We start from the raw sequence: 26,797 nt of genomic DNA on the forward strand, positions 1-26,797 counted from the left end.
AGGTGGCGCGGCGCTATCAGCGCCGTGACGGAGGGGGCGAGTGACAGAGCGCTGAGCCCGGTCTCGCCCCCTCCACCACTGCGTGGTCCCCCTCCCCCGCAGGCGGGGGAGGAGAAGGATCAGTACGCCGGCTCGGGCTGTTTCACGTCGCCCTTGAGCAGCGCGAGATAGGCCTCGTCGGTGGTGAAGGGGATCTCCTTCACGTCGATCAGCACGCTCTTGTTGGAGCCGACGATCAGGATCTTGGGCAGGTAGAAGCCCTTGAACGTGTTCTGCACGGCGTAGGGCGTCGTGCCCACGCCGATGGGGCCGGTCCAGCCCGTGACCTCGATGGCCAGGCCGCCGACGAACTCGTTGTCGCGGATCAGCTGGATGCCGGTGGTGTAGTTCGGCGCCGCGCCCTGGACCTTGACGTTGAAGAAGCCCGGCGTACGCAGGCCGGTCCAGACGTAGGTCGCCTCGGCGGTTTCGAAAGGTTCGGGACCATAGAAACCCATCACGTGTCTCCTCTGGTTGTTGATCGCCTCGCTGGGCGACGCCCGATCGATAGCGCGTCACGGAAAACACAATCTGTGCGCGCATTCACAGAATAACCATTTCAAGCTGCACAATGGCGAGCTTCCCGCGAAACGGTCGTGAAAAAGGCGCGCGGCCTCGTAAACCTTGGCCTCGTCCCATACGTATCTTCCAGGCCAAGCCCGGAGACTCCGCGATGCTGATCCGCCACCGCCCCGACCTGACCGAGAACGACGTCACCGACCGGGGCCTCTATCTGCGACGGCGGGAGTTCATCGCCGGCGCGGCGGGGCTTGGGCTGGCGGGCCTGAGCCTTCCTGGATTGGGCGGAGCGGCGGCGGCCGCGCCGCTGGCCTTCACCAAGGGTTTCTCCACCCAGGAAAAGCCGACGCCGAAGGACGACGTCACCAGCTACAACAACTTCTACGAATTCGGCGTCGACAAGTCCGACCCGGCCGAGAACGCCGGCAAGCTGAAGACCCGCCCCTGGACCGTCCGCGTCGACGGCGCCTGCGAGGCGCCGCGCACCTTCGACATCGACGAGCTGATCAAGGGCCAGAAGCTGGAGGAGCGCATCTATCGCCTGCGCTGCGTCGAGGGCTGGTCGATGGTCATCCCCTGGGTCGGCTTCCCGCTGAAGGACCTGATCGCGGCGGTCAAGCCGACCTCGAAGGCCAAGTTCGTCGCCTTCGAGACCTTGATGCGGCCCTCGGAAATGACCGGCCAGCGCTGGGACGTGCTGCAATGGCCCTATCGCGAGGGCCTGCGCATCGACGAAGCCACCCACCCGCTGGCCCTGATCGCCGTCGGCCTCTACGGCGAGACCCTGCCCAACCAGAACGGCGCGCCGCTGCGGCTGGTGGTGCCGTGGAAGTACGGCTTCAAGAGCATCAAGTCGATCACCCGCATCAGCCTGGTCGAGCGCCAGCCGCCGACCGCCTGGAACCTGTCGGCCCCGCGCGAGTACGGCTTCTATTCCAACGTCAACCCGGCCGTGGACCACCCCCGCTGGTCGCAGGCCTCCGAGCGCCGCATCGGCGAGTTCCGGCGTCGCGAGACTCTGGCGTTCAACGGCTATGGGGAGTGGGTGGCGGACATGTACCGCGGCATGGATCTGAAGCGGAACTTCTGATGATGGACGACGCCGAAGCCACCCGCTCCTCCCCCGAGAAACGGGGGAGGTGGCGCGCTGCGGATACGCAGCGGGACGGAGGGGGCGAGGGACGGAGCGCCGTGCGTGCGGCCGCCCCCTCCACCCCTTCGGGGTCCCCCTCCCCCGCGCGCGGGGGAGGAGCAAGGAAGAAGCGCCCCTCCCGCACCCGCGACAACCTCGTCTACGCCGCCGTCTGGCTGGCCTGCGCCGCGCCGCTGGCGTGGCTGGCCTTCCGCGCCTTCACCGGCGACCTGGGGGTCAATCCGATCGAGACCCTGGTGCGGCAGCTGGGCGTTTGGGGCCTGCGGCTGCTGCTGGTCGGGCTGGCGATCACGCCCGCCGCCGTGATCCTGAGGAAACCGCGCCTGGTGCGCTTCCGCCGCACGATCGGCCTGTTCGCCTTCGCCTACGTCACCCTGCACCTCTCCAGCTACATCGGCGTCGATCTCTTCTTCGACTTCGGACAGCTGGTGAAGGACATCCTCAAGCGGCCGTTCATCACCCTGGGGATGGCTGCGTTCGCCCTGTTGGTTCCGCTGGCGGTGACCTCGACCAACGGCTGGGTGGTGCGGATGGGCCGCGCGGCCTGGAGCCGGCTGCACTGGCTGATCTACCTGATCGTCCCGCTGGGCGTGGCCCACTACTACCTGCTGGTGAAGGCCGATCACCGGCCGCCGCTGGCGTACGGCGCGATCCTGGCGGTGCTGCTGGGGTGGCGGGTTTGGCGGAAGGCGGCCGCCAAATAGGAACCTCCCCCTATGGGGGAGGCGATCGCGCAGCGATCGGTGGGGGGAATATCTTCCGAGGCCTCGAAAGCTGAAAACGTCCCCCCTCCGGCCCTCCGGGCCACCTCCCCCAGAGGGGGAGGATCTCGGTCGGCGCCGCGCCAGATGCTCCCCCTCTGGGGGAGCTGTCGGCGAAGCCGACTGAGGGGGTCCTACTTCGCCGCCGTCTTCGCATAGGCCTGCGCCTGGCCCAGCAGCCGCAGCACATTCCCGCTCCAGATCGCCTCGACGTCGGCGTCCGAATACCCCGCCGCCTTCAGGCGCGCGGTGATCTTGGGCAGGTCGGCGACGTCCTCGAAGCCTTCCACCCCGCCGCCGCCGTCCCAGTCGGCGCCGACGCAAACGGCTTTCGCCCCGCCGATCTTCAGCACGTGGTTCATGCTGTCCATGAAGATGTCGAAGTTGGCGCGGATCGGGGGGTACTTCTTGTCGAGCTCGCCGCGCTTCTTGGCGTAGGCGACGACGTCGGCCTGGGTGGCGACCTCGTCGGCCGGCGGCTTGCCCAGGGCTTCCAGGGCGGCCTTGCGCTCGGGGCTGGCGGGCGCGGCCTTCAGATAGACCGAGTTGATGCAGATCGCCCCGCCGCTGTCGGCGATGCGCTTGATGTGGGCGTCGTCGAGATTGCGCGGATGGTCGAAGACGGCCTTGGCGCCCGAGTGCGAGGCGATGATCGGAACCTTCGACAGGGCCACGGCCTGGTCCACCACGTCGTCGGAGGCATGGCTGACGTCGATCAGGATGCCCAGCCGATTGGCCTCGTCCAGCCAGCGCAGGCCCAGCGGCGAGAAGCCGTTCCAGATCTTGCCCTTGGGGTCGGTCGAGCTGTCGGCGAACTGGTTGTTGCGGAAGTGCACCGGCCCGGCCATCCGCACGCCGGTCTTGTAGAAGGTCTGCAGCAGGGTCAGGTCTTCGCCGATCGGCCAGCTGTTCTCGATGCTCTGGAAGGCGAACTTCTTGCCGGCCTTGTTGATGCGGACCGCGTCTTCGGGCGTGTAGGCCAGCTCGAACTTGTCGCTGTGGGCGGCGACCATCTCGCGGATCTCGGTCGCCCGGGTCAGGGCGAAGTCGCGGGCGTAGCGATAGCCCTCGGCGGTCAGGTCGCCCTGGCCGGTGTAGATGACGAAGAACCCGCCATCCAGGCCCCCGTCGTTCATCCGCGGCAGGTCCACCTGGGTGAAGTCCTGCCCCACCGTGTGGCGGTCGGTCATGCTCCAGCCCGGCCGCGAGAAGTGCTCGGGCGTGTCGAGGTGGGTGTCCAGCGTCAGGATGCGCTCGTGCAGCGCCCGATCGACCTTGGAGACCTCGGTCTTGCCCCCCTCATTCTTGGGCGCGTCGGCGGCGTTGGCGGAAGCGCCCAGCAGGGCGGTCGAGGCGAGCAGGACTGACAGCAGGCGACGCATGGGACACTCCGGAACAGCTGATCCGGTCAAGCTCGGGGGCGCCGCGCCCGGCGTCAAGGACATTAGATTTTCTTCGCGCCCACTTTTCGCGGGTGAGCGTCAGATCAGCCCCAGCGCCTTGAAGCTGGCCACCCCGTCGCGGCCCACCACCAGGTGGTCGTGGACGACGATGCTCAGGGCCTTGCCGGCGGTGATGATCTGCTTGGTCATCTCGATGTCGGGCCGCGAAGGGGTGGGGTCGCCGCTGGGGTGATTGTGCAGCAGGATGATGTTGGAGCTGGCCAGTTCCAGCGCCCGTCGCATCACCTCGCGCGGATAGACCGGGGCGTGGTCGACCGTGCCGTGGTTCATCACCTCGTCGGCGATCAGCTGGTTTCTCTTGTCGAGGAACAGCACCCGGAACTGCTCGCGGGACTCGTTGGCCAGGGCGACGCGCACATAGCCCAGCAGCGCCGTCCACGACGAGATCACCGGCCGCTTGGCGATGGTCTCGCGGCCGGCGCGCAAGGTGGCCTCGTGCAGGATCTTCAGCTCGACGGCCGCGGTCTCGCCCACGCCGGAGACGGTCTTCAACTCCTCGACGCTGGCGCCCAGCACCCCGGCGAAAGAGCCGAACCGGGCCAGCAGCGCCTTGGCCAGCGGTTTGACGTCGCCGCGCGGCAGGCTGCGGAAGAGATAGAGTTCGAGCAGTTCATAGTCGGGCAGCGCGGCGAGGCCCGCGGCCCTGGCCCGCTCCCGCAGGCGCTCGCGATGGCCGGTCTGGTGCGCGGGCGCGGCTTTGGCCGGCGCTCTGGGCGCGCGCGGCGCGGCCTCCGACACCTTCAAGGACTTGCCGCTGACCATCGCACCCCCTTGCGAGGGAAGGATTAGAGCTTAGCAATCTGGAGTTGTCGAGAGACCTTCCTACCCCAACGTTCGTCATCCCGGCCGAAGCGAAGCGCAGAGCCGGGACCCAGGGGCCGCCGCACCGCACCGGCGACCGCCCGGGTGGACGACCTCGCCGCCGAGCCCAGTCCCCTGGGTCCCGGATAAGCCCTGCGGGCTTTCCGGGATGACGACCTCTGGGATCTAGGGAAGCGAAATCAGAACGCCGGAACGACCGCGCCCTTGTACTTCTCCGCCAGGAACGCCTTCACCTCGGGCGAGGTCAGGGCCTTGGCCAGCTTGGCCACGCGCGGGTCGCTGGCGTTGTCCGGGCGGGCGACCAGGAAGTTCACGTAGGGGCTGGTCTTGTCCTCGATCAGCAGGGCGTCCTTGGCCGGGTCGAGCTTGGCGTCCAGCGCGTAGTTGGTGTTGATCACCGCCAGATCCACCTGGTTCAGCACCCGCGGCAGGGTCGCCGATTCCAGCTCCTTGAACTTCAGGTTCTTGGGGTTGGCGGTGATGTCCTTCAGGGTCGAGACGGGGTTCTTGAGATCCTTCAAGGTGATCAGGCCGTTGCGGGCCAGCAGCAGCAGGGCGCGGCCGCCGTTGCTGGGCTCGTTGGGGATGGCCACGGTCGCGCCGGCCGGCAGGTCGGCGATGGCCTTGATCTTCGAGGAATAGGCGCCCAGCGGCTCGATGTGCACGCCGGCGACCTTGACCAGGCCCCAGCCGCGGTCGGCGTTGACGGTGTCGAGATACGGACCGGTCTGGAAGTAGTTCACGTCCAGATGCTTCTCGGCCAGCTGGGTGTTGGGCTGGACGTAGTCGTTGAACACCTTGACGTCGATCTTCAGGCCTTCGGCCGCCAGCTTCGGCTTGATGAACTCCAGCACCTCGGCGTGCGGCACGGCGGTGGCGCCGACCACCAGGGTGTCGGCGGCCGACGGCGCGGGCTGACGGCTGCAGGCGGCCAGCAGGGCGAAGGCGGCGAGGCTGAGGAGGGCGGCGCGGCGGGCGACCATGAACGGCTCCGGTAAGTCGATAATTCCGGATGGGTATTGCGCGAAAACGCCGCCGGGGCGGAATCAGTTTTCCTGAGGCGGGGAAGAGGGTGACGTGGCGCACGCCCCTTTAACTCCCGTCATTCCCGCCCTTGTGGCGGGAACCCCTCTGTCAGCCGCAAGGGCGGTTGGGGCGGCGCGCCGAGCGCGCCGCTGCCGCTTCACGTGCAAGCGGAACCAGGGGTTCCCGCCACAAGGGCGGGAATGACGGGCGTTTAGGGGGATAGGTCCCTACGCCTCGTTGGCCGGATCTTCCGGCCCCTGGATCGTCCAGTTCGAGACGAAGTCGGGGCTGTCCAGCACCTCGCCGTTGGCCAGGGTGTAGGCGCCCTTCAGGGCCGGCTGGATGTTCGAGGTCTGGGGCGGCAGCAGGTAGGTGTCGCCGTCGTCCTCCTCGCCCAGCAGGTCGATCAGGATGCCCTCGTCGGCTTCGGCCGACAGGATGACGCCGTGGAACTGCTCGACCGCTTCGATCTCGCCGTCGGCGTCGAGGAAGGTCAGGCCCACCAGGATGGTCTTGCCCGGCAGGGTTTGCGCCAGGGCCTCGTCCCAGTGCTCGGGCGGCGGGGCGGGGAGGATGATGTCTTCGCTCATATCGGGGGTTTTAGGCGCCAGAAAGGGCCGCTGCAATCACCCCGGCCGCTTGGCCCGCGTAAGGTTCAGCGGCGCGTAGCCGGCGGCGGCGAAGAAGGCCTGGGCGCCCGTGTTGTCGGCCCAGGCGTCGAGAACCACGCTCGCCAGCCCCAGCAGGCGGGCCTCGTCCTCCAGCGACGCCAGCAGGGCCGAGGCGAGGCCCTGGCGGCGAACCGCCGGGTCCACCGACAGGTGATGCAGGTAGAGCCGTCGCCGCGCCAGGGCGAACGGCGTCTCGGGGCGGTCCTGGATTTCGGCCCAGGCATAGCCGACCGTCGCGCCGTCCAGCGCCGCCACCCGCAGGCGATGGCTCGGCTGATCGAGAAGCCCGCGCAGGAAGGCCGCCAGTTCGTCCGGGTCGACTTTCGGCTTGAAGACCTCGGGCGACAGCGCCGCGTGCAGGCTCTGGACCACGGCGTTCAGCGCGACCAGGGCCGGGATGTCGCTTTCGACGGCGGGCCTGATCGCGAGCGTGCTCACCGGTGCGAGACCCGCCGCACCACCGTGTCGCCGACCATCTGCAGCACCTGCACAAGGATCAGCAGCACCACCACGGTCACCACCATCACGTCGGTCTGGAAGCGCTGGTAGCCGAAGCGGATGGCCAGATCCCCCAGCCCCCCGGCCCCGACCACCCCGGCCATGGCGGTGTAGGAAACGAGCGCGATGGCCGTCACCGTCGCCCCGGCGATGATCCCGGGCATCGCCTCCGGCAGAAGCGCGCCCAGCACCACCTGCCGGCGCGAGCCGCCCAGGGCGAAGCTGGCCTCGACCACGCCCTTGTCGACCTCGCGCAGGGCGGTCTCGACCAGGCGGGCGTAGAACGGCGCGGCCCCGACCACCAGCGGCGGAATGGCCCCGGCCACGCCCAGCGAGGTGCCGACCAGCAGCACGGTCAGCGGGATCATCACGATCAGCAGGATCACGAACGGCACCGAGCGCAGGATGTTGACCAGCAGGCCCAGCACCGTATGTGCAGCCTTGTTCTCCAGCATCTGGCCCTTGCCGGTCAGGAACAGGATCACGCCCAGCGGCAGGCCCAGGATCACGGTCAGGGCCATGGAGCCGCCGAGCATGGTCAGGGTGTCGAGCGTGGCGAAGCCGATGTCGCTCCAGTCGATATTGGCGAACAGGCTCATCGGGCGTCCTCCAGGCGGTCGACCCGCACGCCGGCGGCCTCGAAGCGGGCGATGGCGGCCTCGATGTCGCCGCCGGTCAAAGCGAGGGTCAGCTGGCCGTAGGGGGCGTCGCGCAGCTTGTGGATGCGGCCGCCGAGGATCGAGTAGTCGACGCCGGTCTCGCGGGCCACCGCCCCCAGCACCGGCTTGTAGGTGGCCTCGCCCTTGAAGGTCAGCCGCACCAGCACCCCGGCCGGCAGGGCGACCTCCGAGGCCTCCTCCGCCTCGCCGACGAAGCGGCGGGCCGTGCCGCTGGCCGGATGCAGGAACACCTCCTCGACCGGGCCTTCCTCGACCACGCGGCCGGCCTCCAGCACCGCCACCCGGTCGCAGACGCGGCGCACCACGTCCATCTCGTGGGTGATCAGCACGATGGTCAGGCCCAGCTCGCGATTGAGGTCGGAGATCAGGGCCAGGATCTGCTCGGTGGTCTCGGGATCCAGCGCGCTGGTGGCCTCGTCGCACAGCAGGATCTTCGGCCCCGTCGCCAGGGCGCGGGCGATGCCGACCCGCTGCTTCTGGCCGCCAGACAGCTGGGCCGGATACTTGGTCGCGTGGTCCGACAGCCCCACCCGCGCCAGCAGCTCGGCCGTGCGGGCCTTGATCTGCGCGGGCTCCCAGCCCGCCAGCTTCAGCGGGAAGGCGACGTTCTGCTCGACGGTCTTGGACGACAGCAGGTTGAAGTGCTGGAAGATCATCCCCACCCGCCGACGCAGCGCCCGCAGGCCGGCGACATCCAGCGCCGCCACGTCGTCGCCGTCGACCACGACCTTGCCGCCGGTCGGCAGCTCCAGGCCGTTGATCAGCCGGATCAGGGTCGACTTGCCGGCCCCCGAGGCGCCGATGACCCCGAACACCTCGCCCTGGGCGACCTCGAGCGAGGCCTCGCGCAGGGCCGCATGACCAGACGCGCCGCGCGAGGCGGCGTAGGTCTTGGAGACGGAGTCGAAACGGATCACCGGCGGCGGGTCCTTACTTTGCGGCGGCGGCCACCGGCGTGGCGGCGCGCGGCGGGGCGTTCTTGACGTAGCGGTCCATCCAGTCGGTCATCTCCCACAGGGTGTGCATCACCGACTCCCGGGCGCGATAGCCGTGGGCCTCGTAGGGCAGCACGGTGTAGCGCACGGTGGCCCCCGCCCCCTTCAGCGCGGCGTAGAAGCGCTCGCTCTGGATCGGGAAGGTGCCGGAATTGTCGTCCGCCTGGCCGTGGATCAGCAGGATCGGCTCGTTGATCTGCTTGACGTAGGTGAACGGGCTCATCTTCGTATAGGTGTCGGTCGCCTGCCAGTAGGTGCGCTGCTCGGACTGGAAGCCGAACGGCGTCAGGGTGCGGTTGTAGGCGCCCGAGCGGGCGATGCCGGCCCGGAAGAGGTCGGTGTGGGCCAAGAGGTTGGCGGTCATGAACGCGCCGTAGCTGTGGCCGCCCACGGCGATGCGGTCGCGGTCGGCCACGCCCAGGGCCACTACCGCGTCCACCGCGGCCTTGGCGTCGGCGGTCAGCTGTTCCACATAGCTGTCGTTGGGCTCGGCCCCGTCCTTGCCGATGATCGGCATGCCCGGACCATCGAGCACCGCATAGCCCTGGGTCAGCAGGAACAGCGGGCTGGCGCCGCCCGGACGGGTGAAGCGGTTGCCCGCGTCCACCGTCTGGCCGGCCACCGAGGCGTCGGTGAACTCTTCGGGATAGGCCCACATCAGCATCGGCAGCGGGCCGTCCTTGGCCTTGTCGTAGCCGGCCGGCAGGTAGAGGTCGCCCGACAGCTTCACCCCGTCGGGGCGGCTGTAGGTGATGGTCTGCTTGGTGACGCCGGCGAACTGCGGGGCGCGGTCGGCGAAGGTCGTCAGGGCCTTGCCGTTCCCACCCTTCAGGGGTTTGACGAAGTAGTTGGGAACCTCGTCCTTGCTCTCGCGGCGGGTGATCAGGGTCTTGCCGGCCTCGTCGGCCAGGGCCACCGGCGCCTCGTAGTACGGGGCCTTGGCCTGCCAGACGCGCGCGGTCTTGCCGTCGGCCAGGTTCATGACGCCGACGAACGGATACTCGCCCTTGGCCGTGGCCCCGGCGCCGGTGACGAACACGCCCTTGCCGTCCGGCGTGAAGTGCAGCACCGCCTCGCCCTGGGCGTTGCGGCGGCTGACCGCGTCGCCCGGATCGCCGTAGCGGTCCTGGTAGTTGCGCTCCAGCAGCAGGCGGCCGGCGCCCGGCTTCGAAGGATCGACCGCCAGGCGCTTTTCCTTGCGGTTGTCGAACCAGCGGCTGGTGACCAGAGCAAAATCGCCACGGCCCCAGTCGATCCCAGCGTAACGCAAATCAAGGTCGATCAGCGTGGCCGGGGCGACGTCGAACGGCGCGGCCTGCATCAGCACCCGGTCGTGGATCTCGACCTTCTTCTTCGGATCGCCGCCGTCCTGGGCCTCGGCCCAGACCAGGGTGGCCGGCGCGTCGGCGCGCCACTCGGCGCTGCGCGGACCGGCGACCACCGCGTCGAAGGCCGACGACAGGTTATCGGCCAGCGGACGGTCGGCAAGGGTCTTGACCAGCTTGCCGTCGGTCGCGTCCAGCACCTGGATCTCGGTGGGGAAGCGGCCGGCCGGGACGAGGTAGCTGTAGGGACGCTTCAGGCGGGTGACCAAGAGATAGCGACCGTCGGGCGAGGTGGAGAAGCCGTTGACCACGCCGGCCGCGCCCACCGGGGTCGCCGCGCCGTCGGCCAGGGCCACGCGGGTCAGCTGGCTGGTGAAGTAGTGGTCGAACAGCGCCTCGTCATGGGCGTCGGCCAGCAGGTCCTGATAGGTGCGGATGGCGGCGGTGCGGCCGGCGGCCTGCTGCACGATCGGGCCTTCCGGCGCCGCCGGCTCGGCGGGCGCCGCGCCGCGACCGGCCGGGATCTGGCGCACCAGCAGGCCGCTGTCGCCCGGCAGCCAGTCGTAGCCGGCCCCGAAGGCGGCGTTCAGCACCGGGCCGGTCAGCCTGCGCGCCGTGGCCGTCTTCAGCTCGGCGACCCACAGCTCCAGGCCCGTGGGCGCTTCCATCACGAAGGCCAGGTGCTGGCCGTTCGTCGACCAGCGGGTCTCGATGAAGCGCGTGCCCTGGGGCAGAGCGACCTGACGCACCGCGCCGGACTTCACGTCCTCGAAGGCCAGGCTGTTCATCCAGTTGGTGCGGGCCTCGATCGGACCGTTGGTGCGCGGGTTCAGGCGATAGCCGCCCAGGCGCAGGATCGGATCGGCCACGGCCCGGATCGGCGGCAGGTTCTCGCGGCCCAGCACGGCCAGGGTCCTGCGATCGGGGCTCAGGGTCACGCCCGGCGTCGGGGCGGCGTCGAGGATCTGGGCGATCGGCGCCGGCGGCGTCCGATAGGCCTCGCCGGCCGTGGCGGCGGACGCACCGCCGATCAGAACCGCCAGCACGGCGGTCGAAGCCAGGGCCGCGGCGCGGCGACCAAAACGCGTATCGAACATGAAGCCCCCGGAACTCACAGGAAGGGGCAGCAATAGGCGGGCTTACGGCTCAGGTGAACGAAAAAGCGAGGGGGAAAGAGGGCGGCGGGCCCATTTTTGCCCTCGCGCTCCCTCCTCTCCCGTCATTCCCGCCCTCGTGGCGGGAACCCCTCTGTCAGCCGCAAGGGCGGATGGGCGGCGTGCTCAGCACGCCGCTTGCATCTCACGTGAAAGCGGAACCAGGGTTTCCCGCCACAAGGGCGGGAATGACGGGAAGTAAGGGAAGCGGGGACTGGCTCCCTACCGCCTAACCACCACCCCGCCCTTCATCACGAACACCGGCTTCTCCAGCACCGTCACGTCCGCCAGCGGGTCGCCGGACACCGCGATCAGGTCGGCGTAGCGGCCCGGCGTCGCCTGGCCGACGTCCTTGTCGCGGCCCAGGGCCTGGGCGGCGTTGAGGGTGGCGGCCTGGATGGCCTGCAGGGGCGTGGCGCCGTAGCGGACCATGACGGCGAACTGGCGGGCGTTGTCGCCGTGCGGATAGACCCCGGCGTCGGTGCCGTAGATCATCTTCACCCCGGCCTTCAGGGCCTTGCGGAAGTTCTCGCGCTGGACCTCGGCGATGTCGCGGTCCTTGCGCAGGTTGTCTTCCAGCACGCCGTTCCTGGCGCCCTCGGCCTGGGTGTAGTCGGTGTTGTAGATGTCCATCGAGAACCAGGTTCCCTTCTGGGCGGCCAGCTTGATCCCCTCGTCGTCGACCAGGCTGGCGTGCTCGATGGTGTCGATGCCGGCGCGGATGGCGTCCTTGATGCCGGCCGCGCCGTGGGCGTGGGCGGCGACCTTGAGGCCGGCCATGTGGGCCTCGTCGGCCACGGCGGTCATCTCGGCCAGGGTCAGCTGCTGCTGGCCCGGCTCGTCGCCGCGCGAGAAGACCCCGCCGGTGGCGCAGATCTTGATCACCTGGGCGCCGTATTTCTTCAGCGTCCGCACCGCCTTGCGGGCCTCGTCGGGGCTGTCGATGTTGTAGGGGGCCTTCTGGTCCATAGACGGCGGGAAGAAGGTGCTGTCGCAGTGCCCGCCGGTGGCCCCGATGGCGTAGGTGGCCGTCACCACGCGCGGCCCGGGCACCACGCCCTCGTCGATCGCCTCGCGCAGGCCCACGTCGTTGAAGCGGTCGGCGCCGACGTTGCGCACGGTGGTGAAGCCGGCGTTCAGCGTGGCCTTGGCGTTGGCGGTCTGGGTCACGCTCCAGAAGGCGTCGCTGAACTGCAGGGAATTGTAGCCGCCGTAGACGGGCGAGGCGTCGAGGTGCACGTGCATGTCGATCAGGCCCGGCAGCAGGGTCGCGCCCGGCAGGTCGACGGTCTCGGCGCCCTGCGGAATGGCGATCTCGCCGGCCTTGCCGACGGCGGTGATCCGGCCGCCGACCACCAGCACCAACGGGTTCTCGACATAACGCCCAGTGGCGACGTCCAGCAGCCGCGCGGCGGTGACGACCTTGGTCTCGGCCGCCTGGGCCAGGCCCGCCCCCAAGGTCGCGCTCAGCGCCAGGGCGGCCGCCAGGGTCGAAATCGTCAGTCCACGCATCCGGTCGCCTCGCGCTGATTTGCGAAACCGACGCTAGAGCGTGGCCTTGATCGTGGAAAGGGCGACCGCACGTTGCGGCCGCCCCTTTTTCGTCAGGCCTTGAAGAAGGCCAGCAGGTCCGGATTGATGATCTCCGGGTGGGTCGTGCACATGCCGTGCGGCAGGCCCTTGTAGGTCTTCAGCTCGCCCTTCTTGAGCAGCTTGGCCGAGAGCGGAGCGCTGTCGGCGTAGGGCACGATCTGGTCGTCGTCGCCGTGCATCACCAGCACCGGCACGTCGGCCTTCTTGAGATCGTCGGTGAAGTCGGTCTCGGAGAAGGCCTTGATGCAGTCGTAGTGGGACTTGATGCTGCCGGTCATGCCCTGGCGCCACCAGTTCCAGATCACGCCCTGGTCGACCTTCGCGCCCGGACGGTTGTAGCCGTAGAACGGACCGGCCGGCACGTCGAAGAAGAACTGGGCGCGGTTGGCGGCGGTGGCGGCGCGGAAGCCGTCGAACACTTCCAGCGGCAGGCCGCCCGGGTTCTTGTCGCTCTTGACCATGATCGGCGGCACCGCGCCGATCAGCACGGCCTTGGCCACGCGGCCCGGCTTGGCGCGGGCGACGTAGTGGATCACCTCGCCGCCGCCGGTCGAGTGGCCGACGTGGATGGCGTTCTTCAGGTCGAGGTGGTCGGTCAGGGCCGCGACGTCGGCGGCGTAGGTGTCCATCTCGTTGCCGGTGTCGGTCTGGGTCGAGCGGCCGTGACCGCGACGGTCATGGGCGATCACCCGGAAACCCTGGGCGTAGAAGAACATCATCTGGTTGTCCCAGTCGTCGGCCGTCAGCGGCCAGCCGTGGTGGAACACGATCGGCTGGGCGGTCTTGGGGCCCCAGTCCTTGTAGTAGATTTGAGTGCCGTCCTTGGTCGTGACGTAACCGCTGCTCATGGTCGTGGCTCCGTGGGAGGAAAGAGGCGCGGCCGAAGCCGCGGCGAAGGGCGGCGCGAGCGCGAAGGCCGCCAGGCCAAGGCCCGCGGTCAGCACGTCGCGGCGGGAGGCGCCGTCATCTGTGGAAGGATTGGTCATCGGTCGCCCCTCTGCATCGAACAGTCAGGGCGGCGCGTCGTCGCCTCCCCGAACGAGGCGCACAGTGGCCGACGGACCGGGAGCGGGCTTGAACATATCGGGCGACGCCTGGGACGAACGCGCTTCGACGTCGGGTGGGGGTAGCGGCCGGGCGCGCGGACGCCTCCCAGTTCTCCCGTCATTCCCGCCCTTGTGGCGGGAATGACGGGAAGATTGGAACCCTACTCCACCCGGGGCAGCACCAGGGCCACGCGCAGGCCAGGGCCCATGCCGTTGTATTCGCCCGGCCCCTCGGCCAGTTCCAGACGGCCGCCGTGCGAGGCGGCCACCGCCTGCACCAGCGACAGGCCAAGGCCCGCCCCCGGCTCGCTGCGGCTGTTCTCCAGGCGCACGAAGCGCTGGACGACGCGGGCGCGGTCGGCCTCGGGTACGCCGGGACCCGTATCGGTGACCGAGAACTCCAGCTCGCCCGACGAGCGGCGGCGCAGGCGCATCATGATCGCCCCGCCCTCCGGCGTGTACTTGATCGCGTTGTCGAGCAGGTTGGCCAGGGCCTGGGCGATGAACTCGCGATTGCCGCGCAAGCTGAGGGCCGGCGTCACCTCGGCCTTGAAGTCCAGCCCCTTGTCCTCGCACGACAGCTCGTAGAGCTCGGACATGTCGGTCGCCAGCTCGCTGGCGTCGAAGGGCTTCTGGTCGGGGGCCTGGCCGGCGGCCTGCAGGCGGGCGATGGCCAGCACGGCGTTGAAGGTCTTGAGCACGCCGTCGGCGTCCATCAGCGCCGTTTCCAGCGCCGCCACCGGATCGCCCTTGCCGTTCTCGGCGTCGATCAGGGCCACCTCCATGCGGGCGCGCAGGCGGGTCAGCGGCGAGCGCAGGTCGTGGGCGATGGCGTCGCCGGCGTGGCGCAGGCCGCCCATCAGCCGCTCGATGCGGTCGAGCATGTCGTTCAGGCCCTCGGCCAGCTCGTCATATTCGTCGCGCGTGCCGCGCAGCTTGGCGCGGGCGTGCAGGTCGCCCGAGCGCACGGCGTTCACCACGTCCACCAGGCCCTGCATGCTGCGGCTGACATTGCGGCTGATCAGCACCCCGCCGGCCAAGCCCAGGATGATGACCAGCGCCCCCGCCCCCCACAGGGCCCGGACGATCTTCATCACATAGCCCTGGGACTCGGCGACGTCGGCCCCGACGAACAGGATCTCGCCGCCGCTCAATCGCTCCTGAACCCCGCGCGCCGAGCGCCGCACCGGGGCGCCGTCGAGGTCGGTCTCGGTCAGGGTGAAGCCGCGCCAGGTCGGCCCCGAGCCGGTGAAGTCGTCGATCGGCGACTCCTCGATCGAGCCGGTGATCCGCTTGCCGTCCTTGCCGGCGAGGTAATAGAGAAACGGCCGCTCGCCGATGGCCCGCTCGACCAGGGTCTGGTTCAGGGCGTTGACCCCGCCCTGGCGATAGGCCGCCTCCAGGCTCTCCATCTCGCGGGTGATCTCGGCGTCGGCGCGGCGGTCCACCTCGCCGGCGGTGGCGATGTAGATATAGCCGAGGAAGGCCGTCGCCGCGGCGGCGAACAGGGCCAGGAACAGCAGGGTCAGCCGGAACGGCGTGGATCGGACGAGGCGCGGCAGGCGCATGGGTCTAGCTCTTCTTGCCCATCAGGGCGGCGGTGTCTTGGCGGCTGTCGAGGATGCGGAGCACCAGAATTCCAGCCTGATCGGGCAGCGGCCGGTAGACGATCACCCAGGGCGGGACCGAAAACGAACGCGGCGTCGCCGGGAAGTCAGGGCGCGGCCTGCCGAGCAAAGGACGCCGAGCCAACATTTCCAAAGCGGCCTCCAGCCGATCGGAAACCGCCCGAGCGCGCCCGATGCCGCTCTCACGCGTGATCCAAAGAGACAGCTTGAGCGCATCACTCCGCGCCCTGGAGCTCCTCTCGATCCTGCCCCCGACCATGTCGCTCGCTAGCGGCCTTCCTTGCGCAGGATTTCCTGAACCTCAGCCATGACGTCCTCCATGGTCCAGGGCTCGGCCTTGCCCTCGGCGAACTCTCGATCCGCCTCGATGATCGACTCGTTGATGGCGTCACGGTTCCGAACAATCCAGGCCTCCATCTCCTCCTCGGAGGGGATCGGGCCAAGGCCGTCGTCGACCTCGTCGTCCGGAACGGGCTTGGAAGGCTTGTTCATGGCGCTCAGCCTAACACGGGTCCCGCAGGCCGCCTACGGATCGAGCCGGTAGCCTGCCCCGCGCACGGTCTGCAGCATGGCCCGGTCGAACCCCTTGTCGATCTTCGAACGCAGGCGGGAGATGTGCACGTCGATGACGTTGGTCTGCGGGTCGAAGTGGTATTCCCACACCTTCTCCAGCAGCATGGTGCGGGTCACCGACTGGCCGGCGTGGCGCATCATGAACTCCAAGAGTTGAAACTCTCTGGGTTGGAGATCGATCTCCTTGCCCTGGCGATGGACCGTGCGGTTGATGAGGTTCATCTCGAGCTCGCCCACCTTCAGGGTCGTGGCCACCGCGCCCGTCTCGCGACGGCGCGACAGGGCTTCGACGCGGGCGATCAGCTCGGGAAAGGCGTACGGCTTGACCAGGTAGTCGTCGGCGCCGGCCTTCAGACCGTCGACGCGGTCGCCCACCTCGCCCAGGGCCGACAGGAACAGCACCGGCGTCTGGTCGCCTTCGCGGCGCAGGGTCGAGACCACCTCGACGCCGTTCTTCTTGGGCATCATGCGGTCGACGATCAGCACGTCGAAGCCGCCCTTGCCGGCCTCGGTCAGGCCCGCCTCGCCGTCCGGCGCGTGGACGCATTGGTAGCCGGCCTCGGTCAGGCCGTGGGACATGGCGGCGGCGGCCTCCAGATCGTCCTCGATGATCAGAATACGCATCAGCCAACCCCTCGTGCGCCGTCCGGATGGAGAAACAACCCACGTTCTCCCGATTCTGTCGACCGGAGCGATAGCGAGCGGTCTGATACCGGCTTTACGCGCGAGCGTACCTTAAACCTTGGTCACATACGAAAAATCCCGCCCCGGCATCTGCCGGGGCGGGATCGATCGGTTCACGCTGCGAGAACGCTTACGGCGCGATCTTCAGCGGCACGATGGTCGGACGGCCGGCGCGGACGATGCGCAGGTTGACGCTCGGACGCTGCAGCTTCTTGGCCGCCTCGACCTGGGCGTTGACCTCGGCGACGGTCGAGACCGCCTCGCCGTTGACGCTGGTCACCACGTCGCCCTTGCGCAGACCCTTCTCGCCGGCGTCGGACGAGGCCTTGACGCTGTCGATCAGCAGACCCTTCACGGCGGTGTCGATGCCGTTGGCCTTGCGGGCCGCGTCGTCCAGCGGCGACAGGCTCATGCCCAGGGCCTCGACCTTGGGAGCCGCCGGCTTGGCCGGAGCGGCCGGATCGTTGCCGTCCTCGTTGTCGTTGTCGGCCAGTTCCTTCTCGGTCGGACGCACGCCCGAACGGATCTCGACGGTGCGGGGCTTGCCGCCGCGCAGGACGGCCAGCTTGATCACCTCGCCCGGACGGGCCTTGGCGACTTCGCGGGTCAATTCCGAACCGCTCTTGATGGCCACGCCGTTGACAGAGGTGACCACGTCTTCCGGCATCAGGCCGCCGCGCTGGGCGGGACCGCCCGGCACCAGGTCGGCGACGATGGCGCCCTTGACGTCGGCCAGGCCCTGGGCCTCGGCCATCTCGCTGGTGAAGGGCTGAATCTGGGCGCCGATATAGCCGCGCACCACCTTGCCGCCGTTGATCAGCTGCTTGGCGGTGGCCTCGGCCACGTCGGCGGGGATGGCGAAGCCGATGCCCACCGAGCCGCCGGTCGGCGAGAAGATCGCCGTGTTCACGCCGATCACCCGGCCGTAGATGTCGAACGACGGACCGCCCGAGTTGCCGCGGTTGATCGGAGCGTCGATCTGGATGTAGTCGACGAACTGCGAGGAGTTGTCGCCCAGGTCGCGGCCATAGGCCGAGATGATGCCGGCCGTGGCGGTGCCGCCCAGGCCGAACGGGTTGCCGATGGTGATCACCCAGTCGCCGACGCGCGGACGGGCCTGGTTCTCGAAGTTCACGAACGGGAACGCCGCGCCCTTGGCCTTGGGATCGATGACCTTGATCACGGCCAGGTCGGTGCTTTCGTCGCGGCCGACGATGGTGGCCTTCAGCTCGCGGCCGTCCTTCATGACGACGTTGATGCCGTCGGTGTCGGCGTCGGCCACCACGTGGTTGTTGGTGACGATGTAGCCGTCGGCCGAGATGAAGAAGCCCGAGCCCGAGGACTGCTGCTTGGGCGCCTGGGCGGCGTCGTCGCCGTCCTCGCCCGGCTTCTGGCCCTTGGGCACGATGTCGAACGGCAGGCCTTCCAGGCCCGGAATGCGCAGGCGGGCCTTGGGATCGGCCTTTGACGTCACGTCGATCTGCACGACGGCCGGCGAGACCTTCTCGAAGATGTCGGCGAAGGACAGCGGCGCGCCGGGCGGCGGAGCGAACATCGGGGCGGCGGTGGCCGAGGCGCGCACCAGCTGCGGCTCCTGCTCCGCGGCGCCGGCCGGTCCCATCCGCATGCCCACGCCCGCCAGGGCGGCGCACGCGACGCCCGCCCCCGCGACGGCGCCAACAATGAATCCTGACTTCCGAGCAGCCATCTTTCGTCTTTCCTCAACCCACGGCGCTCTGCGCCGGGTTCTGTCGAACAGAACCTAGTCGCACCAGCAATTCGTGCAACGGTTCTAGGATTATCTTTCCTTCACCCACGCGGCGCTTCTTGCGGCGTCATCGCGGCGCAATCGTGTCATTCTTTCCCGAGCAGACCGCGCAGCCGCGCTTCCTCCTCGGCCGACAGCGCCTCGGGCGGCGCTTCCGCCTCCCGCCGTCGTCGCAACAGCGCGACCATCAGCCCGCCGCCGGCCAGCAGAACCGCCAGCGGCGTCAGCCACAGCACCGCGTTGCCGGCCGAGAACGGCGGCTTCAGCAGCACGAACTCGCCGTAGCGCTCCGTCAGGAACGCGCGGATCTCGCCGTCGCTCCGGCCCTGCTTCACTTGGTCGCGCACCAGCACGCGCAGGTCGCGGGCCAGGTCGGCCTCGGAATCGTCGATCGACTCGTTCTGGCAGACGAGGCACCGCACCTGCTTGAAGATTTCGCGCGCCCTGGCCTCCTGCCCCGGATCGGCCAGCCGCTCGGACGGGTCCGACGCCGCGGCCATGCAGGCGACGGCGGCCAGGGTAACAATCAGCACGCGCCCCTTCTCCCCTTGCGGGAGAAGCCGACGGATGAGGGGTCGCACAGAGGGTTCTGAGAGACCCCTCATCCGACCCGCTGCGCGGGCCACCTTCTCCCGCAAGGGGAGAAGGACCGCTTGGAGCGCGCTCACGCCTCAGCTCCCTTGGCTTTCCGCCCCACGCCGATCCGCAGCCGGCGGTCCGACAGCGACACCGCCCCGCCCAGGGCCATGATCAGCGGTCCCAGGAAGATCAGCCGCACCCACGGATTGACATAGGCCCGCACCAGCCAGGCCGGCTCGCCCGCCGGACCGGCCCGCCGCTCGCCGATGACCACGTAGAGGTCGTCCAGGCCGCGCGGGCACAGCGCCACCTCCGAGGTCGTCTGGCCGCCGACCGGGAAGAACCGCCGCTCGGGCTCGGCCGTGCAGACGAAACCACCCGTCTTCTTCTCGATCCGCACCACGCCGCGCTCGGCCAGGTAGTTGGGCCCGTCCAGCGTGCCGACGTCGGTCAGGGTCAGCACATAGGCGCCCAGTTCGATCTTGCCGCCGACGCCCAGGGCCTGGGCGCTCTCGATCCGCCAGGCGGTCTCGAAGCTGGCGCCCAGCACGAAGAGGCCAAGGCCGGCATGGGCGATGGTCATGCCCCAGGCCCCGCGCGGCAGGCCCGAGAGGCGCCGGCGCACCTCGGCCCAGGGCGCGCGGAAGGCCTTCACCCGCTCGGCCAGCTCGGCCAGCGCGCCGCCGATCAGCCAGAAGCCCAGCAGCAGGCCCAGGCTCGCCAGCGCCTTGCGCGGGGTGACCACGGCGTAGGCGGCCAGACCCAGCACGGCGGCGATCACCAGCGCCAGCCACAGCCGCCGCACGACGAGGCGGGCGTCGCCGCGCTTCCAGGCCAGCAGCGGCCCGGCCGGCAGGATGGCCAGGGCCAGCACCAGCAGCGGCGTGAAGGTCAGGTTGAAGAACGGCGGCCCGACCGAGACGGCCTCGCCGTCCAGCGCCTCGCGGATCAGCGGGTAGAGCGTGCCCAGCAGCACCGTCGCCGTCGCCGCCGACAGGATGATGTTGTTGAGCACGATGGCGCTCTCGCGGCTGACCGGCGCGAACAGGCCGCCGGCGTTCAGGCTGGGCGCGCGGATGGCGAACAGCACGAAGCCGAAGCCGGCCGCGACGCCCATGATCGATAGCAGCAGCACGCCCCGCGTCGGGTCGACGGCGAAGGCGTGGACGCTGGTCAGCACGCCCGAGCGCACCAGGAACGCCCCCAGCATCGAGAAGCCGAAGGCCGCCAGGGCCAGGAACACCGTCCACCCAGGCAGGGCGCCGCGCTTCTCCAGCACGATGGCCGAGTGCAGCAGGGCCGCCCCGATCAGCCAGGGCATGAAGCTGGCGTTCTCGACCGGGTCCCAGAACCACCAGCCGCCCCAGCCCAGCTCGTAATAGGCCCAGAAGGCGCCCAGGGTGATGCCGACGGTCAGCAGGCTCCAGGCCGCCAGGGTCCAGGGCCGCACCCAGCGGGCGAAGGCCGCATCGACCTTGCCCTCGATCAGGGCGGCGATCGCCAGCGAGAACACCACCGAGAAGCCGACATAGCCCGAATAGAGGAACGGCGGATGCACGGCCAGGGCCCAGTCCTGCAGCAGCGGATTGAGCGAGCGGCCCTCCACCGGCGGGTCCGGCAGGCGGGTCAGCGGGTTCGAGGCGAAGACGGTGTAGGCCAGGAACAGCACGCCCAGCGCGCCCTGCACCGCGATGGCGTAGGCCCGCAGGCGCGGCGGCAGGCGCTCGCCGAACACCGCCATGGCCGCGCCGTAGCCGGTCAGCACCAGGCACCACAGCAGCATCGAGCCCTCGTGGCTGCCCCAGGCGCCGGCCACCTTGTAGAGCAGCGGCTTGGCGGTGTGGGAGTTGGCCGTGACGTTGGCCACCGAGAAGTCGGAGGTGACGAAGGCGTAGATCAGCGCCGCGAAGGCGCAGGCCAGGGCCGCGAAGGTCGCGACGGCCGCGCCGCGTCCCGCGCCCGCCAGGGCACCCGAGCGCCGAGCGCCGCCCACGGCGGAAAGGCCGGTCTGGGCGACCGACAGCACCAGGGCCAGGACGAGGGCGAACGCGCCGAACTCGACGATCATCGGATGAGATCTCCCCTTCTCCCCTTGCGGGAGAAGGTGGCCCGCGCAGCGGGTCGGATGAGGGGTCGCGCGGACAGGGGAGCAAAACCCCTCATCCGTCGGCTGGCGCCGCCACCTTCTCCCGCAAGGGGAGAAGGGCCGCAGAGGTGATGGGAAGCGTTCAAGGCTTGCTCGCTCCGGGCGCGTCGTAGCTGGGCTTGCCGCTTCCCTCGCCGCGCCACTCGCCCTGCTCCTTGATGGCCTTGGCCACCTCGCGCGGCATGTAGCGCTCGTCGTGCTTGGCCAGCACCTGCTTGGCGACGAAGACGCCGCTCTCGTCGAACGATCCCGAGGCGACGATACCCTGCCCCTCGCGGAACAGGTCGGGCAGGTCGCCCTGGTAGCGCACCTTGCTGGTCGCTCTCTGGTCGGCGACGACGAACTCCACCAGGCCGTCGGGATGCTTGACCACGCTGCCGGCCTGCACCAGCCCGCCCAGCTGCACCTTGCGGCCGGCCTGCACGTGGGCCTCCTGGGCCTGGGCCGGGGTGTAGAACAGCGAGATCGAGTCCCGCATGCCGTACAGCGCCAGCCCCGCCGCCAGGGCGGCGACAGGCGCGATCGCCAGCAGGATGGTCAGGCGGCGGCGCGCCTTGCGGGATTTGGGCAGGAAGCTCATCGGGGGCTCGAAGCAGGCGGCGCATCGGCGGCCTGGCGCAGGGCGGCCAGCACGCGCGGCTGGTCCTTGAAGCGCTCGGTCGCGGTCTTCAGGGCGGCGTCGCGGCGAGCGGTGTCGCCCAGCACGCCATAGGCGCGGACCAGCCGCACCCAGCCGTCGGCGTTGTCGGGATCGGCGGCCAGCTTGGCGGCCAGGCTGTCGACCATGCCCTGGATCATGTCGGGGGTGACGCCGCCATCCGCCGCCGCCTGGGCGGCCTGCGAATTCGGCTCGACCAGCCGGCCGGCCTTGGCCGTGCGGTCGATCTCGGCGGTCAGGATCGCGCGGCGCTCGTCGGCCGGCGGCAGCGAGGCCAGCAGGCCGCGCCACCCGGCCAGGCCCTCGTCCAGCCGGCCGTCGGCGATCAGGGCCTTGGACAGGTGATAGCGGGCGGAAAGGTCGTTCGGGTCGCGCTTCAGCGCCTCGCTGAACGCCATGCGGGCGTCGGGACCGACCTGGCCGTTGTCGCCGGCCACGAAGGTCTCGCCGAGAGCGGTCCACAGGTCGGCCCGCTGCGGGGCCAGCCGCACGGCGCGGCGCAGGGCCTCGCCGGCCCCGACGGCGTCGCCGCCGGCGATGCGCACCAGGGCGAGGTTGCGATAGAGCTCGGGATCGTTGGGGCGGGTCTTGGCCGCCTGCTCCAGCACCGCGGCGATGCGCGGCGGGTCCAGCGTCGACGGATCGCTCGACTTCCACTCGGCCACCCGACGGGCGAACGGCTGGTCGGCCGCCCCGGGCGCGCCCACCAGTACATAGACCACCACCGCCAGCAGAGCGGCGATCGCGGCGACGGCCACCACCGCGCGACGCGGGCCTTTCCCGTCCTGGGGCCAGTCGGCCGCGCCCTGGTCGGCGGCGGCCAGCAGCCGGCGTCCGGCCTCGGCGCGGGCGGCCTTCAGCTCGCTGTCGGCCAGCAGGCCGCGCTCGGCCAGGTCGTCGATCTCGGAAAGCTGCCTGCGATGCACGGCCAGGGCCGGGTCGTCCCCGGCGGGCGCGAGCCCGTGCGCGGCCCCCCGCAGCACCAGGGCGGCGGCGGCGGCCGAAAGACCAGCGGCGGCGATCCAAAAACCGATCATGGTTCGCTGTTAGCCGCAGATCGACCCGCGCGTCAGTGAAAAAAACACGTAAGGCGCAGATTGAGTCGCGGCGCCCGCCGGGTCCCGGATCAGCGCCCGAGGCCCAACGTCCCACCGCGCCCCCGAAGTCGCCTCCCTCGCCCCTGTGGCGAGGACCCATGCCGGCGACCGCTCAGACCTCGACCAGCCTCGAAAGGCCTGAGCAACTGACCGATGGATCCTGGGCACGAGGCCCAGGAAGGCGATCTGAAGGGCGCCCGCCCCTAAGCCGCCATCGCCGCGACGGCGCGGCGGCGGACGATCTCGGCGGTCTTCTCGTCGCGGGTGTGGGCGATGTAGGCCGCGGCGATCTCGAGATAGGCGCGGGCCACCTGCGGGTCGCCGCCCTCGCCGGTGCGGGCCACGTGCAGGCTGTCCTCGATGTACTGGTCCAGCCGCTGGTTCAGCTTCTCCAGCACCTTGGCGCGGGTCGAGCCGTAGCCGGCTTGGGCCGCGCAGGGCCGCAGGTCCTCGATGAAGGCCAGGGCCGAGGCGGCGCGGCGCACCAGGGCCGCGTCCGGCGCCTCTTCGAGCTTCGGCACGCCCTTGCCGCCGCCCATCTTGCCCATCATCGAGATCGGCCGCAGCGGCAAGGCCAGGCCCAGCTCCTTGTCGGCGGCGTTCATCCGCGTCTCGGCCGCCTGGGCCGCGGCCTGCTTGAACTTGGCCAGGCGCTTGCCCCACGGGCCGTCCTTGGCCACGTCGACCGCCTGTTCGAACTCGGTCAGCTGTTGGGCGATGCGCTGGGCCGAGGCCGCCGCCTCGCGTCCGGCCGCCTCGCCGCCCTCCAGGTCGAAGCCGCGCACGTGCTCGATGCTGGCCTCGATGTCGGCCAGCATCCGCTCGCCGAATTCCTTGACCTCCGACGAGGCCAGGTAGCGGTCGTTGGGACGGTCCATCACCGCCGAGATCACCCGCAGGATCCGCCAGGGCTCGGGCAGGTGCGCCGCCAGCATCTCGAACATCCGCGGCCCGGCGTCGTCGCTGATCGCGCAGGCGTCGCGATAGGCCAGGCGCGCGGCCGCCGCGCGCTCGCCGCTCATCCGGCTGACCCATTCCGACAGTCGCGGCAGGGCGTTGCGGACGATCACCGACAGGTCGAGATAGTCGGCCAGCTCGTCGGCGTCGCAGATCTGGGCGATGGCCTCGTAGTCGGGCCGATCGGCCGCGCGCAGGCCGCGGGCGGCGATCTTGCACAGCTCGTTGAAGACGTCGGGCGCCCCGTTGTCGAGATCCCAGGGATTGCAGCGGGCCGCGCCCTCGGCGACCTGGCGCGGGGCCTCGACCTTCAGCGCCTTCCACAGCAGGGCCAGCGCCCGGCGCGGGAACTGCGGCAGGCCTTCAGGCCGCGGCTGGCACAGGGGCGCGATGGGGGAAAGAATGGTGTTGCGGACGTAGCGGTCGGCGGTCTCGTCCTCGACCATGGCCCGCACGGTCGCCAGCGCCCCCTGCCCGCCGGCGTTGGCCAGGGCGAGCTCCAGACTGCGCAGAGCCGCATCGGGCGCGGTCTCGACCAGCGTCCTGAGGATCTGCAGTTTGTGCGCGGCGATTGCGGGCATCGATCTCCGCCGGGGACGGGGGATGTCCAGGCAGCGTCAACCATGTTGCCAACGAGGTTAAGACTTTCCGAAACCGCTGCTTTTTCAACGCCGCAAGGCGGGGCGAAGTGTCGCGGCGCTGAAAGCTCCACCTTGACGACAGCGCGCTATCGCCTGAGTGGCGCGCGGCGGCCTCAACCCTCGGCGCGCGGCAGCGACAGCACCACCCGCAGCCCCCCGAGGGGCGAATCGTCCAGCGTCACCGAACCGCCATAGGCCCGCGCCAGTTCGTCGACGATCGACAGGCCAAGCCCGGTGCCCGGCGTGTGCTCGTCCATCCGCTGGCCGCGCTTCAGCGCCTGGGCCCGCTGCTCGGCCGGAATGCCCGGGCCGTCGTCGTCGACGGTCAGCAGCATGCGGCCCTCGCCGTCCGCCTTGGCCTCGGCGCGAATGCGGGCCTTCGACCACTTGCCGGCGTTCTCCATGACGTTGCCGGCCAGCTCCATGAAGTCCTGCCGCTCGCCCTGGAAGCACAGGTCTTCCGGACAGCGCCAGTCGATCTCCACGCCCCGCCCGTCAGCCTTGTCCTGGAAGATCCGCTCCAGGGTCACGGCCAGTTCGTCGAGGATCGGCTCCACCGGCGTGCGCTCGCCGCTGGTCTGCGAGCGCGCCGCCGCCCGCGCCCGGCGCAGGTGGTGGTCGACCTGCTCGCGCATGGTCTGGGCCTGGCGCTCGACGACTTCCGCCAGCGCCCCGCCCTGCTGGCTGGCCTCGGTCAGCATCACCGACAGCGGCGTCTTCAGGGCGTGGGCCAGGTTGCCGACGTGGGTGCGCTGGCGCTCGACGACTTCCTGGTTGTGCGCCAGCAGGCCGTTCAGCTCGCCGGCCAGCGGCTCCAGCTCTTCCGGATAGGGCCCGACCAGTCTTTCCGCCTTGCCGCTGCGCACCCCGGCGATCTCGCGACGCAGGCGGAAGATCGGCTGCAGGCCAAAGCGCACCTGGACGACGATGGCCACGATCAGGCCCACGCCCAGCAGCAGCAGGGCTAAGGCCGTGATCCGGCCGAAGCGGTCGGCGTCGTCGTCGATCGGGGAGCGATCCTCGGCGGCGATGAACACCACCGGCGCCGGATGCCCCGGCAGCCGCGTCAGGATCGCCGCCGCCCGCAGCGGCTTGTCCTGCGGCCCGCGCATGTCGAAGTAGAGGGTCTTGCCCGGATCGGCGGTCAGCCGGTCGATCTGGGCGGTGGACAGCATCAGGTCGCTGTCGAACAGCGAGCGCGAACGCTCGATCGCCGAGAGCCCGCCGCCGCTCTTCTGGGCGAAGATCGCCCAGTAGCGGCCGGAATAGGCCCGCGTGGCGCGGATGTCGGTCAGGAACGGCGCCTTGACCACCCCGTCCTCCACCGTCGAGCCGGCATAGAGGTCGTCGGTCAGCACCGCCAGCGACTGGTCGAAGCGGCGGATGGCGGCGTCGCGGAACTGGGCGGTCAGGAAGGCCCCGGCCGCCAGCAGCACGAACAGCGTCCAGATCGCCGCCAGCAGCACCAGCCGCCGGACGAGCGAGCGCTTGCGGAAGTCGAGCATCAAGCCTCGCCCCCGCGCGCGGTCACCCCGCGGTCTCGCCTTCCAGCGGGATCAGGCGGTAGCCGAGGCCCCGCACCGTCTCGATGCGGTCGGCGCCCAGCTTCTTGCGCAGCCGGCCGATGAACACCTCGATGGTGTTGCTGTCGCGGTCGAAATCCTGGTCGTACAGGTGCTCGACCAGCTCGGTGCGGCCGATCACCCGGCCCTGGTGCATCATCATGTAGTGCAGCAGGCGGTATTCCAGCGAGGTCAGGCGCAGCGGCTCGCCGTTGACGCTGGCCCGCGCCGCGCGCGGATCCAGGCGCAGGCCGCCGCAGGTCAGGCTCGGCGCGGCGTGGCCGGCCGAGCGCCGCAGCAGCGCCCGCAGGCGCGCCAGCAGCTCTTCGGTGTGGAAAGGCTTGGTCAGGTAGTCGTCGGCCCCGGCGTCGAAGCCGGCGACCTTTTCGCTCCAGGCGCCGCGGGCGGTCAGGATCAGCACCGGCGTGGCGACATTGCCGCGCCGCCAGCGCTCCAGCACCGACACCCCGTCCACCTTGGGCAAGCCGAGGTCCAGGATCACCGCGTCATAGGGCTCGGTCTCGCCCAGGAACTGGGCTTCCTCGCCATCGGCGGCGTGGTCGACGGCGTAACCCGCGTCGGAGAGGGCCAGCTTCAGCTGGCGCGACAGGTCGGGATCGTCTTCGACGAGCAGGATGCGCATGTCTCGAGGAACTCCCTAGAGCCTGTCCGGTTCGGACGGTCCCGTCCGAACCGGATAAACAGGCTCGCAAGCAAAAGGTAGAGCGTGACGAACGCCGAAATCGCTCATGGTCTCAG

Annotated in this window: 25 protein-coding genes and 1 pseudogene; 3 read left to right on the forward strand and 23 right to left on the reverse strand. The window is 70.0% G+C overall.

The features are described 5' to 3' along the window. Positions 1 to 119: 119 nt before the first annotated feature. Positions 120 to 497: a hypothetical protein gene (locus AC07N1_RS20120; protein ID WP_494673406.1), complete on the reverse strand. Its 378-nt coding sequence runs from the start codon at positions 495 to 497 to the stop codon at positions 120 to 122. Between the two features lie 215 nt (positions 498 to 712). Here AC07N1_RS20120 and msrP point away from each other — a divergent pair, with 215 nt between their 5' ends. Next, positions 713 to 1,648, forward strand: a complete 936-nt coding sequence (msrP, locus tag AC07N1_RS20125; protein WP_494673407.1) for a protein-methionine-sulfoxide reductase catalytic subunit MsrP — start codon at positions 713 to 715, stop codon at positions 1,646 to 1,648. Positions 1,649 to 1,749: 101 nt separating this feature from the next. Next, entirely contained in the window at positions 1,750 to 2,415 is a 666-nt protein-coding gene (gene msrQ, locus AC07N1_RS20130) for a protein-methionine-sulfoxide reductase heme-binding subunit MsrQ (protein WP_494673408.1), read from the forward strand. 191 nt (positions 2,416 to 2,606) lie between these two features. Here msrQ and AC07N1_RS20135 read toward each other — a convergent pair whose 3' ends face one another. From AC07N1_RS20135 to AC07N1_RS20210, 16 genes are all read right to left on the reverse strand, one after another. Next, complete coding sequence (locus AC07N1_RS20135; protein WP_494673409.1) at positions 2,607 to 3,854, reverse strand: dipeptidase; 1,248 nt, start codon at positions 3,852 to 3,854, stop codon at positions 2,607 to 2,609. A gap of 99 nt (positions 3,855 to 3,953) precedes the next feature. Further along, a complete protein-coding gene (radC, locus tag AC07N1_RS20140; protein ID WP_494673410.1) occupies positions 3,954 to 4,697 on the reverse strand; it encodes a RadC family protein in 744 nt (247 codons plus the stop codon). Positions 4,698 to 4,936: 239 nt separating this feature from the next. Beyond that, positions 4,937 to 5,740 carry a MetQ/NlpA family ABC transporter substrate-binding protein gene (locus AC07N1_RS20145; protein ID WP_494673411.1) on the reverse strand — a complete coding sequence of 268 codons (804 nt, stop codon included), beginning with the start codon at positions 5,738 to 5,740 and terminating at the stop codon, positions 4,937 to 4,939. A gap of 270 nt (positions 5,741 to 6,010) precedes the next feature. After that, positions 6,011 to 6,373 (reverse strand): hypothetical protein, encoded by a 363-nt coding sequence (locus AC07N1_RS20150; protein WP_494673412.1) that lies wholly within the window; start codon positions 6,371 to 6,373, stop codon positions 6,011 to 6,013. A 36-nt stretch (positions 6,374 to 6,409) separates the two neighbouring features. Further along, positions 6,410 to 6,892, reverse strand: coding sequence for a GNAT family N-acetyltransferase (locus AC07N1_RS20155; RefSeq protein ID WP_494673413.1), 483 nt, complete (start codon positions 6,890 to 6,892; stop codon positions 6,410 to 6,412). Beyond that, positions 6,889 to 7,551, reverse strand: coding sequence for a methionine ABC transporter permease (locus AC07N1_RS20160; RefSeq protein WP_494673414.1), 663 nt, complete (start codon positions 7,549 to 7,551; stop codon positions 6,889 to 6,891). The genes AC07N1_RS20155 and AC07N1_RS20160 overlap by 4 nt, the downstream gene beginning before the upstream one ends. Beyond that, the gene (locus AC07N1_RS20165) at positions 7,548 to 8,549 is read right to left on the reverse strand and encodes a methionine ABC transporter ATP-binding protein (protein WP_494673415.1); all 1,002 of its coding nucleotides are present in this window, start codon (positions 8,547 to 8,549) and stop codon (positions 7,548 to 7,550) included. The genes AC07N1_RS20160 and AC07N1_RS20165 overlap by 4 nt, the downstream gene beginning before the upstream one ends. 13 nt (positions 8,550 to 8,562) lie before the next feature. Beyond that, a complete protein-coding gene (locus AC07N1_RS20170; RefSeq protein WP_494673416.1) occupies positions 8,563 to 11,049 on the reverse strand; it encodes a S9 family peptidase in 2,487 nt (828 codons plus the stop codon). A 279-nt stretch (positions 11,050 to 11,328) separates the two neighbouring features. Further along, positions 11,329 to 12,618, reverse strand: coding sequence for a Xaa-Pro dipeptidase (locus tag AC07N1_RS20175; protein WP_494673417.1), 1,290 nt, complete (start codon positions 12,616 to 12,618; stop codon positions 11,329 to 11,331). A 92-nt stretch (positions 12,619 to 12,710) separates the two neighbouring features. Further along, the gene (locus tag AC07N1_RS20180; protein ID WP_494673459.1) at positions 12,711 to 13,547 is read right to left on the reverse strand and encodes an alpha/beta fold hydrolase; all 837 of its coding nucleotides are present in this window, start codon (positions 13,545 to 13,547) and stop codon (positions 12,711 to 12,713) included. 359 nt (positions 13,548 to 13,906) lie between these two features. Continuing rightward, positions 13,907 to 15,313, reverse strand: a complete 1,407-nt coding sequence (locus AC07N1_RS20185) for a sensor histidine kinase (RefSeq protein WP_494673418.1) — start codon at positions 15,311 to 15,313, stop codon at positions 13,907 to 13,909. A 4-nt stretch (positions 15,314 to 15,317) separates the two neighbouring features. Beyond that, positions 15,318 to 15,632, reverse strand: a complete 315-nt coding sequence (locus AC07N1_RS20190; protein WP_494673419.1) for a type II toxin-antitoxin system RelE/ParE family toxin — start codon at positions 15,630 to 15,632, stop codon at positions 15,318 to 15,320. Between the two features lie 8 nt (positions 15,633 to 15,640). Next, complete coding sequence (locus AC07N1_RS20195) at positions 15,641 to 15,865, reverse strand: hypothetical protein (RefSeq protein ID WP_494673420.1); 225 nt, start codon at positions 15,863 to 15,865, stop codon at positions 15,641 to 15,643. Between the two features lie 33 nt (positions 15,866 to 15,898). Next, the gene (locus AC07N1_RS20200) at positions 15,899 to 16,570 is read right to left on the reverse strand and encodes a response regulator transcription factor (RefSeq protein ID WP_487287981.1); all 672 of its coding nucleotides are present in this window, start codon (positions 16,568 to 16,570) and stop codon (positions 15,899 to 15,901) included. Between the two features lie 190 nt (positions 16,571 to 16,760). Next, positions 16,761 to 18,338, reverse strand: a complete 1,578-nt coding sequence (locus AC07N1_RS20205; protein WP_494673421.1) for a Do family serine endopeptidase — start codon at positions 18,336 to 18,338, stop codon at positions 16,761 to 16,763. A gap of 146 nt (positions 18,339 to 18,484) precedes the next feature. Beyond that, positions 18,485 to 18,928, reverse strand: a complete 444-nt coding sequence (locus AC07N1_RS20210; protein ID WP_494673460.1) for a cytochrome c-type biogenesis protein — start codon at positions 18,926 to 18,928, stop codon at positions 18,485 to 18,487. Positions 18,929 to 18,946: 18 nt separating this feature from the next. Here AC07N1_RS20210 and AC07N1_RS20215 point away from each other — a divergent pair. Further along, positions 18,947 to 19,047: pseudogene (locus AC07N1_RS20215) on the forward strand (hypothetical protein); the annotation flags it as partial. Between the two features lie 15 nt (positions 19,048 to 19,062). Here AC07N1_RS20215 and AC07N1_RS20220 read toward each other — a convergent pair. The 6 genes from AC07N1_RS20220 to AC07N1_RS20245 all read right to left on the reverse strand — a co-directional run bounded on the left by AC07N1_RS20220 (position 19,063) and on the right by AC07N1_RS20245 (position 26,681). Next, complete coding sequence (locus tag AC07N1_RS20220; protein WP_494673422.1) at positions 19,063 to 21,045, reverse strand: heme lyase CcmF/NrfE family subunit; 1,983 nt, start codon at positions 21,043 to 21,045, stop codon at positions 19,063 to 19,065. A 160-nt stretch (positions 21,046 to 21,205) separates the two neighbouring features. Then, a complete protein-coding gene (ccmE, locus tag AC07N1_RS20225; protein WP_494673423.1) occupies positions 21,206 to 21,703 on the reverse strand; it encodes a cytochrome c maturation protein CcmE in 498 nt (165 codons plus the stop codon). Continuing rightward, the gene (ccmI, locus tag AC07N1_RS20230) at positions 21,700 to 22,818 is read right to left on the reverse strand and encodes a c-type cytochrome biogenesis protein CcmI (RefSeq protein ID WP_494673424.1); all 1,119 of its coding nucleotides are present in this window, start codon (positions 22,816 to 22,818) and stop codon (positions 21,700 to 21,702) included. Before ccmI ends, ccmE begins: the two co-directional genes overlap by 4 nt. A 263-nt stretch (positions 22,819 to 23,081) precedes the next feature. Then, the gene (locus tag AC07N1_RS20235; protein WP_494673425.1) at positions 23,082 to 24,416 is read right to left on the reverse strand and encodes a hypothetical protein; all 1,335 of its coding nucleotides are present in this window, start codon (positions 24,414 to 24,416) and stop codon (positions 23,082 to 23,084) included. A gap of 173 nt (positions 24,417 to 24,589) precedes the next feature. Continuing rightward, on the reverse strand, positions 24,590 to 25,981 hold the full coding sequence (locus AC07N1_RS20240) for a sensor histidine kinase (RefSeq protein WP_494673426.1): 1,392 nt from the start codon (positions 25,979 to 25,981) through the stop codon (positions 24,590 to 24,592). Between the two features lie 22 nt (positions 25,982 to 26,003). Further along, complete coding sequence (locus AC07N1_RS20245) at positions 26,004 to 26,681, reverse strand: response regulator transcription factor (protein ID WP_487287973.1); 678 nt, start codon at positions 26,679 to 26,681, stop codon at positions 26,004 to 26,006. Between the last annotated feature and the right edge of the window lie 116 nt (positions 26,682 to 26,797).

It is taken from the genome of Caulobacter sp. GW821-FHT09B11 (genome assembly GCF_059418205.1).

Bases quoted from the DNA above. Each gene is read 5' to 3' on its own strand.
- AC07N1_RS20120 (WP_494673406.1), bottom strand. From the start codon at position 497: ATGGGTTTCTATGGTCCCGAACCTTTCGAAACCGCCGAGGCGACCTAC.
- msrP (WP_494673407.1), top strand. From the start codon at position 713: ATGCTGATCCGCCACCGCCCCGACCTGACCGAGAACGACGTCACCGAC.
- AC07N1_RS20135 (WP_494673409.1), bottom strand. From the start codon at position 3,854: ATGCGTCGCCTGCTGTCAGTCCTGCTCGCCTCGACCGCCCTGCTGGGC.
- radC (WP_494673410.1), bottom strand. From the start codon at position 4,697: ATGGTCAGCGGCAAGTCCTTGAAGGTGTCGGAGGCCGCGCCGCGCGCG.
- AC07N1_RS20145 (WP_494673411.1), bottom strand. From the start codon at position 5,740: ATGGTCGCCCGCCGCGCCGCCCTCCTCAGCCTCGCCGCCTTCGCCCTG.
- AC07N1_RS20150 (WP_494673412.1), bottom strand. From the start codon at position 6,373: ATGAGCGAAGACATCATCCTCCCCGCCCCGCCGCCCGAGCACTGGGAC.
- AC07N1_RS20160 (WP_494673414.1), bottom strand. From the start codon at position 7,551: ATGAGCCTGTTCGCCAATATCGACTGGAGCGACATCGGCTTCGCCACG.
- AC07N1_RS20170 (WP_494673416.1), bottom strand. From the start codon at position 11,049: ATGTTCGATACGCGTTTTGGTCGCCGCGCCGCGGCCCTGGCTTCGACC.
- AC07N1_RS20175 (WP_494673417.1), bottom strand. From the start codon at position 12,618: ATGCGTGGACTGACGATTTCGACCCTGGCGGCCGCCCTGGCGCTGAGC.
- AC07N1_RS20180 (WP_494673459.1), bottom strand. From the start codon at position 13,547: ATGAGCAGCGGTTACGTCACGACCAAGGACGGCACTCAAATCTACTAC.
- AC07N1_RS20185 (WP_494673418.1), bottom strand. From the start codon at position 15,313: ATGCGCCTGCCGCGCCTCGTCCGATCCACGCCGTTCCGGCTGACCCTG.
- AC07N1_RS20190 (WP_494673419.1), bottom strand. From the start codon at position 15,632: ATGGTCGGGGGCAGGATCGAGAGGAGCTCCAGGGCGCGGAGTGATGCG.
- AC07N1_RS20195 (WP_494673420.1), bottom strand. From the start codon at position 15,865: ATGAACAAGCCTTCCAAGCCCGTTCCGGACGACGAGGTCGACGACGGC.
- AC07N1_RS20200 (WP_487287981.1), bottom strand. From the start codon at position 16,570: ATGCGTATTCTGATCATCGAGGACGATCTGGAGGCCGCCGCCGCCATG.
- AC07N1_RS20205 (WP_494673421.1), bottom strand. From the start codon at position 18,338: ATGGCTGCTCGGAAGTCAGGATTCATTGTTGGCGCCGTCGCGGGGGCG.
- AC07N1_RS20220 (WP_494673422.1), bottom strand. From the start codon at position 21,045: ATGATCGTCGAGTTCGGCGCGTTCGCCCTCGTCCTGGCCCTGGTGCTG.
- ccmE (WP_494673423.1), bottom strand. From the start codon at position 21,703: ATGAGCTTCCTGCCCAAATCCCGCAAGGCGCGCCGCCGCCTGACCATC.
- ccmI (WP_494673424.1), bottom strand. From the start codon at position 22,818: ATGATCGGTTTTTGGATCGCCGCCGCTGGTCTTTCGGCCGCCGCCGCC.
- AC07N1_RS20235 (WP_494673425.1), bottom strand. From the start codon at position 24,416: ATGCCCGCAATCGCCGCGCACAAACTGCAGATCCTCAGGACGCTGGTC.
- AC07N1_RS20240 (WP_494673426.1), bottom strand. From the start codon at position 25,981: ATGCTCGACTTCCGCAAGCGCTCGCTCGTCCGGCGGCTGGTGCTGCTG.
- AC07N1_RS20245 (WP_487287973.1), bottom strand. From the start codon at position 26,681: ATGCGCATCCTGCTCGTCGAAGACGATCCCGACCTGTCGCGCCAGCTG.